Origin of the sequence: Trinickia sp., from assembly GCF_051961175.1 — a bacterium.
In the GTDB taxonomy this organism is placed as follows: domain Bacteria; phylum Pseudomonadota; class Gammaproteobacteria; order Burkholderiales; family Burkholderiaceae; genus Trinickia.
In genome coordinates this window covers 1-15,193 of sequence record NZ_JBQCDN010000186.1, presented here as the reverse complement: position 1 = coordinate 15,193, position 15,193 = coordinate 1, and the positions used below count along the sequence as shown (strand labels likewise).

Genomic DNA, 15,193 nt, shown 5'->3' with positions numbered 1-15,193 from the left:
CTGACGCTCGATTCCCGTCGAAATCGCCAAGCGGCGGCTTCGACGGGCCCTACTCCCCTGCTCCCTACCCTACCTGCTCTTAAGGCTAACCGAACAGACGGCGGCGCTGCTCTGCTGTGACAGCATCGCTCAGTGCCGAGGGCTCCCCGGACTGGAGCGCCATCGCGAGGGTCCCGAGTGCTTTGTCCGACAGCGTGGGCACGGCCTCAACGGAAGGCAGAGGCGGAGGCGGCGTCTGAGTCGGCGGCGTCGTATTGTTCAGATCGACATTCGATGCCTGCCCCTGGCCTGTCCCCCGCATGCCGCCACTTTGCGCCCGCAGTTTCTTCTCGTCGCGCAGCCCCGTTTTGATGCCGATATTGCGGGCTTCGGTATGGAACATCGCGGCGGAATTGATCGCCCGCGTATTCGAGACGATCGCCACAAACGCGTCGAGCAACGGCCGCCCTTCGTTCGCGAAGTACTCGACGCGCTCCTGAACCGTCTTCATCTTGCCCAGGTCCGCCTTCGCCCTCTCGAGATCGATGCCCGGAATATCCACGTCTTGTGAAAGCGGTGCCGCAGTCTCGAACAGTTGAGCACCCGCAACCGTCGAACCTGGCGCGTGACTTTGCACGTGCCGGGAGACCTGGGCAACCCGGTCAAACGGAGCCCGCGCGTAGTAGCGGACAAATTCGTTGCTCATCGGCATCTCTTCGAGCGGCATGCCTCGTTCCGTTGCCCGAGCCTTGGCGCTCAAGAAATCCGCGTAACGCGAGACGGTCTCGACGATCGTCGTCGACGTGCCGAAATAGCCGTCGCGTACGCGCGGATTCGCGTCGAGCAGTCGCTTGAACCGGGCCGGTACTTCGCTGCCCCGCCTCTCGAGCAAAGCGGTCAGCTTCGGATGCTGCAGCATCAGATAGCTCAGATCCGGGCCAATGACCTCGCCCTGGAATCCCTGCGCCGAATCGGTGTGCGAGATGCCGGGCGTGAACGCGCCCACATGCGTCGGCACCGTAATCGATGCATTCAAGCCCGAATTGTTATCAGTCAGCACACGCATGTACTGCAGATCCGTCGACGACACCTTCGCACCCGGCGCCTGCCGGAACTTCATCACAATACTGGTGCCGTCCGTGGTGTCCAGCACGAGCCCCTGCACCTGACGCAGCGCTTCTTGCGGATCGATCTTCGGTTCGTCGGTGGCCAGTGCCGAGTTCAGCTTTTTCACTGCTTCGTACACCGCCTTTTGCACCGCCAGCCCAGCCAGCGGCGCACCGGCCTGCGCGGTCAACGTGATCTGCCAGAATTTGCCGACGCGGCTCGGGTTGATTTGACGGTCCGCATTGAGGAACTTCGCTTCCGCGGTGAGGGTAACCTCACCCGCTTCGTTGCTGATACTGACTGGGGCGAGCGACTTATGCCAACGTCCTACGATCGCGTTGAGGATGCTGGATAGCGCGCCGCCCGAAGCCTGAAGTCGGACCAAGGCATCCCAGCGCTGCCATACCGCTTTGTCCTTGAGCGGGCCGCCCTTCTGCACATCGTATTTCTTCATCGGCAGATAGAGCTTGTCGAACAGCTCACGCGTTTTCGAATAGGCAAGATCAGCGTTCATGATCGAATCGGCATGGCTCGGATCGGGGTTCTGCGCCAGCCGCTCCTTCACGATGCCGATATGCGTGCCGACGACGCCCAGGCCAAGGCTCAATGCGGCGTGTGTGCGCGCGACGAACTCTTCGGGATTCGCCAGCGCTTTGGCTTCGTCATATTGTCCGTTCCACACTTCCTCGTTCAACCGCGCGAATGCCTCCGAACGGGCGCTGTTCAACAGCGAGCGTGCCCCGCTCGGCATGAACTTGTCGGGCTTCGCCAAGATTTGCGCGCCGTCCTCGACGAAGTTCAAGTACATCGCTTCGAGGCGCGACGCCTGCTCAGCCGCGCGCTCGAGATGCTCGGGGCTCGGATGGGCAATGGCTTCGTGAAACTGCGCCGGGATCGACGCCTCGTCGCCGTACAAAAGGCGGTCTGCCGCCGACAGCTGGCCCAATGCCTGCGTGCCACCCAGGTGGCGCTGCATGGCCGCGTAGAGATGAAGCTCGGGCGGCGGCGTCTCGGCCGACAATTCATCGAGCTTGCGATGCAGGCCGAGTGTCGCCTTCAAATCTTTGTGATACCCCGGGTCCAGCAATTGGTGTGGCGCGTTCGCCGTTTCGACGAAGAACTGAAGCAGGTCACCCTTGCCGACGAAGCTGAACGTGGCACCCGCTTCAAGCGCCGTTCCACCTTTCGTTTGATTGCCGAGATCGCCCTCGACGCCAAGCGTGTATTCCCGGAATGCGACGCGACGGTCGGCATACGCAACGGAATCCGGCACATCGGCGCGCGTAGCAGGCGGCAACGGCTGTCCGTTCCCGACGCGCTCGCGCAGCGTGTCGCCGATGGCCGGATACGCCTTCTCCATGAGTGCGGAGAACGACGTGCCGGGCAGATGCTCGTCGAGCGTCATCGCAAGAAGCGCTGTCTTGACGCCATTGAAGCCCTTTTGCAGTTTCTCGTCGGCGGCGAAGTAAGGTGTCTTCGTCGCCTGCACGTAGTTGCGGCCCAGCAGACGCGAGGCGCCGGCGCGGAAACTCTCCCAACCGTGCACGAGCTTGCGGGTTTTCGGGCCAGCGGAAGTGATCCACGATTGATTTGCGTCGTGGTTCGCAATGAGTTTGACGAGTTGTTTCAAATCGTCGTGCTCGAGGTAGGTACCGCCGCCGGAGAAAGCGGCTTGGCCCGTCAAGCTGGCCGCCCATTTCTTGATCTTGCCGCCGATGCCGCCCTTCAGGGCGACGCTGTACGACGTCCAGAAGTCGATGTCCCGATCGTCGTCGGAGAAGATGGTGCGGCCGGCCGAGCCGCTGATCGACGCGTTCCCGATACTGTGCGTATAGCTCAAGCTGCCGCCCGTGTTCGTCGCGACGTTGGGCCCCGAAACCCCATGGCTGATACCCGGTGCCACACGTTCCAGCTTGGCGACCTCGCGCGCTGCGTAGTCGTCCACCAGGGCCGCCGCGGCCATGCTCAAATGAGTGCGTTTGAGTTCGGTGAACAGGCCCGCGATCAGATAATAGGCCTTGGCCTCGCGCCGGTCTCCGCTTCCGGCAACGCGTTCGCGGTCGAGGTAGCCGGCCAACGTGGTTGCCACTTTCGACGCTCTGGCAAAGCGGTCGCGAACGGCCAGCCCCTGCTCGCCAGGACTCAACCGTGTATCGTCGGCCGCGGCGGCGTTGATCCCTTCGAGCGCCTCCACGAGTTTGCCGTGAAGCTTCGCGGCCGTCGGATGCTGCGCCGCTATGTCATCGGGAATCGGCGGCATCCGGCTGATCAACCCATTCGCCAGCTCGCGAAGATGGGCATTGTTTATCTCGCCGGTCTCCACATCGACGACGGAGCCTTGCGGCAAAGGGGCGCGCACCCCGGAGGCGCCGCCAGCCTCCGCGAATTGCCCTGTCGTGATTAAAGCCCGTTCGCGCCGCACCGCTTCACGCTGTGCGGCGCGAAAGGCGCGCCCGGACAGCAAGCCCGCGTGGGCCAACTGCGAAGCGAGCACGTCGTCAGGCATTGCTGCGATCTCCGCGGTTTGCGCTTTTGCAGTCACACGATCGAGCGTTTCGCGAACCCGGTCCGGCAACACCGATGTCTTGCGCAGAGCCGCCGCTTGCGTGAGCTCGGGCTGCTGCGGCGAAGCCTGCACCGGCCGGACCTGACCCGGGCGGGTCTGCGTGAGGGCATCCGGCACAGCGCGCCTGCGCTCTCGCCGCGCCGCCTCGCGCACTAACGCGCGCGTGGTACGCCCGCCCCCGTAGTTAGGGTCCGCAAGCGCCGTCTGGAGTTCGGCGTCGGGAAGATCCTTCACCCTGGCCGTTTGCGCGCGCCCAGTGAACTTGTCGGCGAGATCGCGCAATGCCCCAGGCATCTTCGATTTCGCCCGCGCGCCGGAGTTCGCCGTTGCGGATGCCTGCGGCGGTGCGGTGTTCTCAGTGTTCGGGGTTTCTGACGTAACGGGCACCGACGATGCCCCGCTTCCGCTTACACGTCTCATGGCTCTGCTCCATCGGCGCGGTCGGTGTCTGCGACGCACCCTAGTTGATCGTTTTAAAAGGGCTTCTTTTGATGACAGCCGATTTTCGGCGCATCGCGCTTCGCTATCGCCAACGAGCGGCGAAATAGCGCATCAAGCGGCGAACGTATTAACAACGATCAAATAGAACCGATCCCATTCGCCCATTTCGCTTTTCCCCAAGCGGCAGCGCTTCGATTCATCTCACGGCTTGTCACGAACACGACATACGAATGCGGCGAAATGTGCGCCGATCCGCCGATCTGGCTTTTCTCAACCTCTTTTGGGAATGGCGACTAAAAAATTCTTATGTATCCCGCTCGACCTCTCGCCCCTGCATTCACCTCTCGCCCGCTCGAACAGGCGCGCGTCCAAGCGCGTTTTTTGAACCTCAGTGACCTGCCCGCCCTGCTCGATCTCGAACGCGAGAAATGGAACGACCTCCAGGCCGCTTGCCAAGCGCAGCTTCGCGCGCGCATCGAGGCGCATCCGGATCTGGCCGTCGGTGCCTTTTGCGCGCGCTCCGATCGTCTGCTCGCCTCGCTGTTCATGCGTCCCGTGGCCGACGATTTTTATCGCCGCGAGCTGACTTGGCAGGACTGCACATTGCTGCCGGCACCGCACAGGAGTTCGACGTTGTTCGGCGTTAGCCTCACGAGCCGCGATCAAGCCGGTGTAAGCGCGTTGTTGAAATTCTTTTGGCCTTATGCCCTGAAACGCGGCTGGCGCCATATCTATCTCGGCTCCCCCGTCCCGGGACTGCGCGATTGGCTGGCCGAACACCCCGAAGGGCGCGTCGAAGACTACGTCCAGGCACAGCGTGCCGGGCTCCCGCTTGACCCGCAACTGCGCTACTACCGATCGCGCGGGTTTTCGAAGATCGTCGCCGTCAAGGCAAACTACTTCCCGCATGAACGCTCACTCGATTACGGCGTCCTTCTGCGCGGCACGATTCCTCTCTCCATCTTGAACCCCCTGTGGTCCGCCATGCCGCTGCCTTCCTTACGGCGCGTCACGCAGCCGCTCGCGGGTTTGCTTTGAGCGAAATGGCCATGCATGCAAGGATTCGACCGTCCGCTCGTCGAAGGCACAGCGATTGGCCGAGCGCGCTTTTTCTGGCCGCAGTCCTGACGAATACCGTCGCCGTCGCCATCGCCGCCACGTCGAATACGTGGCTCGTCTGCCCGCTCGTGCTGCTTCAGGCATGGCTGATACTCGGCTGCCAGGAAGCCAAGCATCTGAGCGTGCACGGTACCTTCATCGGCAACCGGCATCTCAACGATACGATCGGCATCGCCTTCGCCGCGCTGTTCGGCGTGAACTTCGTCGCCTATCGCTATTTTCACCTCGCGCACCATCACGCCACCTGCACCGAAGCCGATCCGGAAGGCAAGCTCTATGCGCTCAGTTGGCGCACGCGCTGGATCTGGCTGCTGGCGCCGCTCGAATTGCCTTGGGTGGCATGGCATATCGGCCGAACGGGCTGCCCGATGGTTCCTCCGTCCAAGCGCAGGCTGCGCAACGCGGCGTTCGTCTGGATGGCCGCATTCGCTGCGCTCGTGGGGATCGGGTTGTACTATGCGCCCAGGACCATCGCGTTCGCTTATCTGATCCCGCTTGCCCTCTTCGCGTGGTTCGATTTCATGCTGACTCAGGCCGAACATTACGACACTTCCATCGCCCCAGCGTCGAACCGGCGCGAGCCGGGATCCATCACCTACGACATCGTGTTACCGCTCTGCCTCGGCTGGATGACGCTGCATCGAACGCTGCACCGGGTTCATCATCGCGAACCGGGATCGCCGTGGTTCCAGGCGCCGCGCCGCCTCAACGAAGACCCGACCGCAAGACCGATCGGATATATGACGTTTGTTCGCCGCTGGCTTGCCGGCGGCCCCCGGCTCTGGCTGACCGAGCATGGCACGCTGGCCGGAACGACAGCCGCACAGCCATCCCGACCAAGGGGCCGCGCATGACGCACTCCGTCGATGCGAGCAGTCTTCCCGATCGTCCCCGGTACTGGAATCGCACTTGCGTGCGCAGCCGGTTTTTCGATGCACTCTCGCTCCTGCTGCCGCCCGGCGAAGCCTTTCTTATCGATACGCTCGAAAAGTGGCGCGCTCGATCTGCCCTCCCGGCCGATACCGCACTCCATGCCGAAATCGATCGATTCATTCGAGAAGAGACCGCTCACCGGCAAGCACACGAGCGCTATAACGAATCGCTCGCGGCCGAACGCCCGGCGATGGCAGCCGTCGCGCAGCGCGCGAGCCGAGTGACCGACGAACTGACGAGGCTCGGTTTGCCGATGCAACTCGCGCTGGTGGCCGCGTTCGAGCATCTGACGACGGTGCTCGCGGAGGAGATCGGCTCGCACGCGTACTTGATCGTCGACGACGAATCGCGGCCGAGCAGGCTATGGCACTGGCACGCGCGAGAAGAACTCGGGCATCGCGATGTTGCCATTGACGCCGCTGCGTGCGCCGGTATCGGCCGCGGCCGCCTGATGCTCGCCCTGCTGCTCGCCACGGCGTACCTGGCCACCGACGTGCTGCGCTATACCTTCGCCCTATGCCGCAGCGATATCCGCGCGGGGGCCAGCCGCACGGCCATGCTCGCCGACGCAGTGCGGTTTGCTATCGGCGCCGTGCCGTCGCTCCTGCGCATGACGCGAGGCTGGTGCCGCTATCTGCTGGCGCCGGCCGGGTAGCCCATGGCGTACGGTGCCGGATATGCGATTGCATAGGGATGATGGCCCGCATACCCGCCGCCGTAAAAGTGATGGCCGACATAGGGCGATGCGTACGCGCCATAGCCCGCATAGCTCGTCGAAGGCGGTGCATGATAGACGACGGGCCTCAGTAAGCCACTGCTGAACCCCTTCAAAAACGAAGTCATCGAATCCGATACGCTGAAGCGGAACGTATGGTGCCGTCCGAAATAATGAAAGCCGACGTGCGCGTGCGTGCCGCCGAGTGCGTCTCTACCGTGTCCGTATGAAAATCCTATCGGGCGATGCGCGCCGAACTGATGGGTTCGATAAGCCGGCGCAGGTAAGTACGGAGAATGAACCGGATAGCCATACGCCGGTGCGGGCGCGGCCGACGCGGCGGGCGCATGGGGAGCCGGCGCCGATTGAGCGTCTTGTTGCGGCGCGGGATTCGGCTTCGATGACGATGACGATGGCGATAACGATGCCGCCGTCGATACCCCTGGCTTCAAGCCGTGCTTCGCGGGCGTTGCATCGGACGCAGGTGGGTTTTCAGCCGGATGCTCGATATCGCGCGAAGCGAGCAGGCTACCCGCTTGCAACCGCGCTCTCGATGTCGTCGGCAATGATGTCTGCCGCTCGAGCACCGCACGCGAAAAGTCGGCAAGACGACTCGTCGAATTCGAGCGACGCAACCCGGTAGCACCGGCTGATGCGGGCCCGGCACCGGTGCCCGTCCTTTGTGCAAGCGCCCCTCGCAACACCTCGTTGCCGCGCAACCCAGCGCGTGCCGATAGCGGCGGCGAAGCAGCCGAACCGGGTTTGCCGTCGTTGCCCCCGGCGGGGAAATGTTCGCCAATCGGCGCAGTGGATGATCCAATCTTGGGGGGCATGATTCGCTCGTGCGGCCTTGGAAGACACCGTGCGGGCGCAGCAATCGCGCAGCGCCTACGTTCACGGTACCTTAATCGATGCAGCGAACATCCCGCATATCGAGAAGCGACAACACGGGCCACCGAGCGAAATATCGATGCCTGCCGCCGAATCCATCGCTTAGGACAACCAACTTGTCACAATGTCACAATTGTTGCAACAACGCCCCTGTCGCTGAGCATCCGCTTCGCCTATCATTGGCCAGAAAATCCCTACAACAAAAACAAGCCATTCCTACCGTTACTATGCGCTTGTTTCTATCGAGCCGGGGCCTGTACTCGCGTAGCATAAACCTTCGAGCAAACACGCCCCACTATCGCGTGACCCGTGATAGTGGGATTCGCAGCTTAACAATCGGAATAAAGGAGCACTTCGATGATGAACGTCTCGATCCTCGACCCCGATGCACAGGGGCTGCCGGAGCACGAGCTGGCATTGCGGCAATGGATGCTCGACTGGTATGACCGTGCCTTGATGGAAGGCCACATTTACTCGACATTCGAACTCGATCTGCCAACGGCGGAACGCCTCGAATCGTATTTCAAGGTAGGCCTGACACCCGGCGACGGCGTCGACGCCCTGTTCGGCACACTGCATTGAAGCTCGAAGCGAGCCGGCACGACGTGCCGGCTCGTCATCAAACGGTCCTACGCAATGCGCTCACTGCGCCGCAAGACCATGACGGATCGAATAGCGGAATAGATCGGCGTTGTTACTGACGCCGAGCTTCTGCATCAAACGCCGCTTATGTGTGCTGATCGTCTTCGCGCTCAGTGCAAACGCTTCCGCGATGTCGTTGACGCTGCGCCCGCTTGCGAGCATACGCAGCACTTCAAATTCCCGATCGGACAAGATTTCGTGCGGCGGCAAATCGGAAGAATGCCGCTCGAACACCACCGCATCGACCAGCGTCGGATCGATGAAACGCCCGCCCGTTACCAGTTTTCTAACGGCCGCCAGCAATACCTCGGGATCGCTGTCCTTCGTGACGTAGCCGCTCGCGCCCGCGCGCCGGGCGCGCGACACGACTTGCGGCTCGTTGTGGATGCTCAAGATCAGGATGGGCATCTCCGAGTATTCGCCGTGTACGCGGCGAATCAAATCGACCCCGGAAATCCCCGGCATCGTGATGTCGAGCATCAGCAGATCGACTTCGGCGCCGCGCAGCTTGCTCAGGACGTCTGCGCCGCTCGCGGCCTCATCGATCACTGCCATATCGGCAGCTGTCGCCACGATTTGTTTTAATCCGCTGCGGACCACTGCATGGTCATCCGCGATTAGAATCTTGATCATCTTCATTTCCGTTTTCCACGGGGATACTAATGGACACCACCGTCCCGGAGCCCATGACACTGTCTATCTGCAGCGACGCCCCAATAAGCCGTGCCCGTTCAAACATGCCAAGCAATCCGTACGAGCCACGCTTGGAGGCCGCCGGATCGAAGCCGCAGCCATTGTCGCTCACGTTCAAGACCAGCCCGCCCTCGTCGCGCATCATCGTCACGTGCACACGCGTGGCGCGCGCGTGACGCGCGACGTTCGTCATCGATTCCTGCACGACGCGGAACAAGGCCGTCGCATGGGCATCGCTGAGTTCGGGCTCGTCGGCATTCAGCACGAGTTGGCAAACCATTCCCGTTCGTTTGCCAAAATCCTCGGTCAGCCATTCGAGCGCCGACACCAGCCCGAAGTTTAGCGCGGCCGGACGCAGGTGATTGGCGACGTTGCGCACCATCAACATCGTCTGCTCGACGAGATCGCGCATGGCGATGACTTTTTTCACGAGATCCGGCTGACCAACCAGGCGCATCTTGAGCAACGATACATCCATCTTCAGCGCGGTCAGCAATTGCCCCAGTTCATCATGAATCTCGAGTGCGATGCGCTTGCGCTCCTCCTCGCGGATGGCTTCCATATGAGCACTGAGCTGACGCAGCTGCTCGCGCGATTCGAGCAGTTCCTGCTCCATGCGCTTGCGCTCCGTTACGTCATGGTAGCCGACATAAATCGCGGGCTCGTCCTGAAACCTCGCCAGCCGCGCCGAGATTGTCGCCCAGAACGGGGCCCCATCGAGCCGGCGCACCGGCACCTCCGTATCGGTCACCTTGCCGCCCTGCCGAGCACGTTCCAGCAACTGGCACCGCCCGTCCGGCTCCAGGTAGAACTCGTCGAGCCGAACATGCGGCAACTCGGATTCTGTGACGCCGAACAACTCCAGCCATTGCTCGTTCGCGTAGAGCACGCGCGGCTCGGCCACCGATCCAATGGAAAGCGGAACGGGGCTCACTTCGACGATTTCGCGCAATCGCGCTTCGCTGAGCGCCAATTGAGCTTGCGCACGTTCGCGCTCGGCGATCTGCTGCCGCAGTTCGTCGTTTGCGCGCGCGAGTTGCTCCGTGCGGCGCGCCACGCGCAATTCGAGTTCGTCGCGCGCGGCTTCGGCCGCGTACCGCGCCTGACGTTCGGCCGAGGCGTAGCGCTCGTCGAGATAGGCGCGATAGACGCGTGCGGCCATCGCGTTGATTGCCGACACCACGCGATCGAGTTCATCGGGAGCAATCCGGTCCCGGCGATCGAGTCGCAATGGCATCGGCAGTTCTCGATGATCGTACCGCGCGACGGCGCGCGCAATCGCCGCCAGGTGCCGCGTCACGAGCCGATTCAGCAGCCAAGTGATGAACAGCGCCACGAGAAACGTATTGGCAGCCTGATTCACGAGGATCAGCGCGGCCGTATTCGCGAGCGAACGATACAGATCGCCGAGCGTCGCCTCGACGTGCAGCGTGCCGATCATCCGTTGGGCGCCCTGCACTTCGCGCATGATCGGAAAATCGCGCGAGATGACGGCCGCCCCGTGGGCGAGATGGCCGGCCGACACCACGAGCGGGTCATTACCCGATTCGCGCACCTGCACCGCACTGATATCGGCCAGCCGCAGCATCCCTTCGAGTTCCAGCGACACCTGCGCTTGATCGAGCCGCCACAGCGCTTCGGCCAAAGAGCCGCGGTAGATGCGATCGACCTCGCCCAGCTGATCCTGCACGCGAGCCACGCCACGCACATACTCGCAATAGAGTTGCACCGCCGTCAGCGCAACCGTGACAGCGCAACTGAAGACAAAGACGATGACGAACAGCCGCAACACGACGCTGTCGCGCAAGCGCTCGATCGGGCGCCGGCCGGACACCGCTCCGTTCGATTTCATATTCGCGTCAGAAAAAGCGTCGCGCTCGCGCTGCCACCGCATCATTGGGGCATCCAGTATTCGCTGGGAATGTCACGATCAGCCTCCGACAAATAGCGATTGTCGAGATAGATCACGGTCCGATGAGCAAGCCGGGCCTGCTCGATCGCATGTTGGATGCAGGGCTGCGAATCGAACAGCCGCATGTACGATCCGTCCCGATAGGCAGCGCGCAATCCCGCCTCGATCGTTCGCGCGAGCCGTTCGTCGTGCTTGCTCGTGTAGAAGATCAGGTCGGAACGGTAAAGGAGCAACAAATGGCGCTCGACGGCAAGATCGGGCGTCTCCGCGTGCCGCGCCTTCAATTCGTTCCACGCTTCAACCACGCCGCGCGGAAAATAATCGATGCGGCCGGCCTCCGTCATTCGGAACAGCGAATCGTAGGTCGCCATATCGACATGCAAGCCCGCATCGCGAAGCACGCCCGCATCGACCCAGCCCAAGCCCTGACCGCCCGTCAGCGCTCTCAGTTGATCGAGCGTATCGATCTTGTCGAACTCGGGCTGGCGATCCTTGCGAATCAGCAGGACGCGATAGCCGATCAACCCACGATAGACAGGAATATGAACGGGCCGCAAACGCGCCTCGTCCGCAGCCGACATGCTGAACCAGCCGAGATTGATCGCTTTGCCGGCCGCCAACTCGCGGATGGCTCGCTCACGCTGCATGACGTCGCCCGACTCGTGAATGGTGTACTCCGCGTGCGCTTCGCGCATCGCGAGATCGAGCACAGCCATCACGAAGACGGGCCTCGGATCGCCCCCATTCGCCGCGCGCGGATAGACGATGTCGAAATGCTCCGCGCACGCCGGCGCGGCAACGAACCCGAGAGCGACTGCCGTGGCCATGATCGCGATGAGGGTGCGTAAGCACTTCATGGCAAACGCGCACACCGCGGATCATTGCGCATTGCGGGCGGCACCGGCGGGCTCGACGAAGCGCACGCCCGGCGCCGCGCGCAATGCCGCGGTGTCCTTCTCGATGTCATGGCCGCGGCCGAGCACGCCGAGTGAATAGACACCGTCTTCATTCGGGCCCGCCACGATCTGTAGATGCAGCGGCACGAGCAACGCCTGCAGTTGGTTGGCCGTCATCGACGGATCCACGACGAGGCGGATCGCCGCCTGCGGCAATCCCGCATCGGGAGAGGACAGCGTGTGATAGGTGCCGCCGCGCGGGGATGTGCTCAGGCCGACGAGGCCACCTGCTTCAAGCAGCACCATAGCGGCCAGGCCGCATGCAACCCACGCCCAACGGCTGCGCCCCATCTTGCCCGGGCGAGCATACCGGGCCGTTTGCTGCTCGTGCGCGTCCACGCTTTCGAGGAGTTTTTTGAGCCCCCGTTCGACCGGCAACGTCACGTCCGCGTCGGCATCGGCATTCACGGCCGCATGCACGCGCTGCTGGCGGACGAGTTCTTCTCGACAATGCACACACTCGCTCACATGCGCGTCGACATCGCGGCGCACCGATTCGGAAGCGGTTCCATTGACGATCCATGGCAGCAGATCCCACACCCGCAGATGAACACGCTGGCTGCCGTCGTCGATAGAAGGATTTTTCACTCGTTGTCCTCTGCAAACCCGGCCAGCGCCGGCATTACGTTGCGCAGCTTCACGCGAGCGTGAAACATTCGTGCTTTCACCGTACTCATCGGTGAATTCGTCATCTCGGCGATCTCTTCGAGCGAATGACCCATGACGTAGGCCATTTCCATGACCAGACGCTGCTCGGGCGTCAGCCGTGTCATTCCTTTGCTGAGCCAGTCGATCAGTTCATGATCGATCGTGGGTTCGCTCGCGACCGCGTCATGCTCGATTGCCAAAGGCTCGAACGGCAAGTGCCCCTGTCGCAAAGCCTTCAGCGTCACGCGGTAAGCGATACCCATGATCCAGGTAGAGACCCGCGCTTGGGCCTTGAACTCATACGCCTTCTGCCAGACGACGAGAAAAGTGTCGTTGATCACTTCCTCGATCAAATCCTCGCGGCGCGTAAAGCGAACGAGGAAGCGGACCAGCCGCCGGTGGTATTCGCGGTAGAGCGCCGCCAGCGCAGCCTTGTCGCGCGCGACGATGCGCTGCAGCAACGCAGCATCGTCCGCGTCGTTGCTGCGCGAGGCCGCAGGCCGCGCATGCCCTGCGGTGGGTTCGACAATCGGCAACATGCAGTTCTGAATCAGCCCGTTTCGATATTTCACCGTAGGTACCCGCCCGCGAGAAAAAAGTTGCAACGTCTCTGCATCGTTTCGATGCACGCTTCACTTTGCCGTCACCCGCATGCCCTTCTGAGTCAGATAACGCGGAATCCTTCGTAAGGACATCCTGACATCGCACACACGGGGCGCGGCTCAAACCCACGCCCTGCACATTGTGCCGCGTAGGGATGTCGGTGGTGGCGTTTTTTGAGGCGTCACAACCTTCCGCATCCTTCCGCGCGATACTCAGCACTAACGGACGACAAGACCTCACCGGTCGATGTCGTGGTGGAATGACTTCGCAAAATCAAGCGAGCGTTCCTTAAGAACGAAACGACTGTCATAGACGAACAGGAGTTTCACCGTCCGGTTGGACGACGCCGATGCGAAAGGCGCAGCGGCGACGCCGTTAGTGCACGTGACGCTTCACGTCGACGATGCGCGCTGATTGGAGAATAAAGTGCGATTCGCTCTTGTTACCGACGATTCCCAACTGACTGCCAGCCTCTCGGCCTGCTTCGCCGAGGAGGCCATCGAGCTCGACGCGTTCAACGCCGAGCTGGCGTTGTTCCGCACGATGCGCACGACCGCATTCGACGCCGTGCTGATCGATGCGAAGAACAATTCCATGCTCGTCAATTCACTGCTTTCCTGGCGCAATTGCAACGCTGACCTGTCGACGCCCGTCATCGTGTTGACGCCTTTTTCGAACTGGTCTGCGATGTTGCGATGGATCAACGCGGGTGCAACCGATGTGGCCAGCCGGTTCGATCTCGAACAAGTGCGGCTGCGCGTGCATGTTGCGTTGCAGCGCCGCACGCGGGAACATCGCGACGATGTCATTTCGCTCGGCCCCTATACATTGCGGCGCGACGTGGGCACGCTGGAAATCAACGGCGAGGAAATCCCGATGACACCACGCGAGTTCGCCATGGCTTGGCTGTTTTTCTCCAGCCCCGGAAAATTCTTGAGCCGCGCGCAGATCGCGAGCAGCGTCTGGGGCTCGTGTGAAGACATTGCCGGCCGGTCGATCGAACAACATGTCTATAAGTTGCGGAGAAAGTTGCGCCAATGCGGCAGCGCGGGCGCCACGCTGAAGACCGTCTATGCGCTCGGCTACAAGCTCGATCTGTGCACATCCGAGGCGGCGCCGGATGAAGTACCGGTTCCGGCCGAGGCTTTGCGCCGCGCCCCAACGCCTGCCGACATTTCGATGAGCCGCACGTCATCCGCCATGAAGGTCGCGTAACTTTAAAGCGGCCTGTCTTTCCTTTCGCTTTCGCGCCTGCCTTTCCCCCTTCAGTGTATTCCCGCATCGATCGTCGATTTTTGACGATCGATGCACTCAATTCCGCCTCCCATCCGATTGACCTCCATTGCGAAGCCGGTGACACGGCCAGCGATGATAGCGGGCGATCCTTAACGCTTGCTTATGGATGACGTCGATCCATCGATATCGCCGATAGCGTCAATTCGTTTCGCCGACGTCCCGTGTAGTTCGCCGGCAAGCGCGGCCGGCCCCTTCGCAGCCGCGTATCGTCGAATCCGAGCGATGCGCCATGCCGCCACGTTCCGGTTGGAATGCGCCCAGGTGCTTCGTCGCGCGGCGAAACATTCAAGGCACTGCTTCACGGCAGTGCGACCCCCCTATTTATGTCACGAGGCTATTCATGAGCGTATCGATCGACAACTCATTCGGCACCAGCCTGAACTCGCTCGACTTTTCGAACTCGTCGTCGTCGAGCAGCAATAACCCGGCGCAACAACTCGAGCAAATTCTGGCTGAAGTGCTGCAGATGATCGAGGACCTGCTGCAACAGGCCATTCAAAAACAGAACGCGCAAACCGGCATGGACACGAAGGGCGGCGGTGGTGGCGGCGGCGCGCCCGCGGGCGGCGGCGGTGCCCCGGCCGGCGGTGGCGGTGCCCCGGCCGGCGGTGGCGGTGGCGGTGCGCCGTCGGCCGGCGGCCCGTCGGACGCAGGCGGCCCCACGGGCGCCGGTGGTCCGGCCGATGCCGGCG

The 15,193-nt window shown here is 62.3% G+C and carries 13 protein-coding genes; 6 read left to right on the top strand and 7 right to left on the bottom strand.

All coding sequences use genetic code 11. The features are described from left to right. Positions 1–85: 85 nt before the first annotated feature. On the bottom strand, positions 86–4,072 hold the full coding sequence (locus ACTHL0_RS10655) for a type III effector protein (RefSeq protein WP_440566696.1): 3,987 nt from the start codon (positions 4,070–4,072) through the stop codon (positions 86–88). A gap of 402 nt (positions 4,073–4,474) precedes the next feature. Between ACTHL0_RS10655 and ACTHL0_RS10650 the strand changes: the two genes are divergently transcribed. From ACTHL0_RS10650 to ACTHL0_RS10640, 3 genes are read left to right on the top strand one after another with little or no spacing between them, the layout of a single operon-like run. Beyond that, complete coding sequence (locus tag ACTHL0_RS10650; RefSeq protein ID WP_440566695.1) at positions 4,475–5,131, top strand: hypothetical protein; 657 nt, start codon at positions 4,475–4,477, stop codon at positions 5,129–5,131. Positions 5,132–5,142: 11 nt separating this feature from the next. Further along, the gene (locus ACTHL0_RS10645) at positions 5,143–6,066 is read left to right on the top strand and encodes a fatty acid desaturase family protein (RefSeq protein WP_440566694.1); all 924 of its coding nucleotides are present in this window, start codon (positions 5,143–5,145) and stop codon (positions 6,064–6,066) included. Beyond that, positions 6,063–6,800 (top strand): metal-dependent hydrolase, encoded by a 738-nt coding sequence (locus ACTHL0_RS10640; protein ID WP_440566693.1) that lies wholly within the window; start codon positions 6,063–6,065, stop codon positions 6,798–6,800. The genes ACTHL0_RS10645 and ACTHL0_RS10640 overlap by 4 nt, the downstream gene beginning before the upstream one ends. Here ACTHL0_RS10640 and ACTHL0_RS10635 read toward each other — a convergent pair. Beyond that, the gene (locus ACTHL0_RS10635) at positions 6,776–7,693 is read right to left on the bottom strand and encodes a hypothetical protein (protein WP_440566692.1); all 918 of its coding nucleotides are present in this window, start codon (positions 7,691–7,693) and stop codon (positions 6,776–6,778) included. The two genes, ACTHL0_RS10640 and ACTHL0_RS10635, sit on opposite strands and share 25 nt — an antisense overlap. A 415-nt stretch (positions 7,694–8,108) precedes the next feature. Here ACTHL0_RS10635 and ACTHL0_RS10630 point away from each other — a divergent pair, with 415 nt between their 5' ends. Then, positions 8,109–8,333, top strand: coding sequence for a hypothetical protein (locus ACTHL0_RS10630; RefSeq protein WP_440566691.1), 225 nt, complete (start codon positions 8,109–8,111; stop codon positions 8,331–8,333). 60 nt (positions 8,334–8,393) lie between these two features. Here ACTHL0_RS10630 and ACTHL0_RS10625 read toward each other — a convergent pair whose 3' ends face one another. Genes ACTHL0_RS10625 through ACTHL0_RS10605 form a run of 5 tightly spaced genes read right to left on the bottom strand, consistent with a single transcriptional unit; the run spans position 8,394 to position 13,174 of the window. Then, a complete protein-coding gene (locus ACTHL0_RS10625) occupies positions 8,394–9,026 on the bottom strand; it encodes a response regulator (RefSeq protein WP_440566690.1) in 633 nt (210 codons plus the stop codon). Then, positions 9,001–10,938, bottom strand: coding sequence for a histidine kinase (locus ACTHL0_RS10620; protein WP_440566689.1), 1,938 nt, complete (start codon positions 10,936–10,938; stop codon positions 9,001–9,003). The genes ACTHL0_RS10625 and ACTHL0_RS10620 overlap by 26 nt, the downstream gene beginning before the upstream one ends. Before the next feature lie 41 nt (positions 10,939–10,979). Next, positions 10,980–11,855, bottom strand: a complete 876-nt coding sequence (locus ACTHL0_RS10615) for a substrate-binding periplasmic protein (protein ID WP_440566688.1) — start codon at positions 11,853–11,855, stop codon at positions 10,980–10,982. 21 nt (positions 11,856–11,876) lie between these two features. Beyond that, on the bottom strand, positions 11,877–12,542 hold the full coding sequence (locus tag ACTHL0_RS10610) for a hypothetical protein (RefSeq protein ID WP_440566687.1): 666 nt from the start codon (positions 12,540–12,542) through the stop codon (positions 11,877–11,879). Next, positions 12,539–13,174: an RNA polymerase sigma factor gene (locus ACTHL0_RS10605; protein ID WP_440566686.1), complete on the bottom strand. Its 636-nt coding sequence runs from the start codon at positions 13,172–13,174 to the stop codon at positions 12,539–12,541. The genes ACTHL0_RS10610 and ACTHL0_RS10605 overlap by 4 nt, the downstream gene beginning before the upstream one ends. A gap of 457 nt (positions 13,175–13,631) precedes the next feature. On the opposite strand from ACTHL0_RS10605, the gene ACTHL0_RS10600 reads away from it, so the two are divergent. Then, entirely contained in the window at positions 13,632–14,420 is a 789-nt protein-coding gene (locus ACTHL0_RS10600) for a response regulator transcription factor (protein ID WP_440566685.1), read from the top strand. A 421-nt stretch (positions 14,421–14,841) separates the two neighbouring features. Further along, the coding region (locus tag ACTHL0_RS10595) for a hypothetical protein (RefSeq protein WP_440566684.1) at positions 14,842–15,193 on the top strand (352 nt) is incomplete at its 3' end.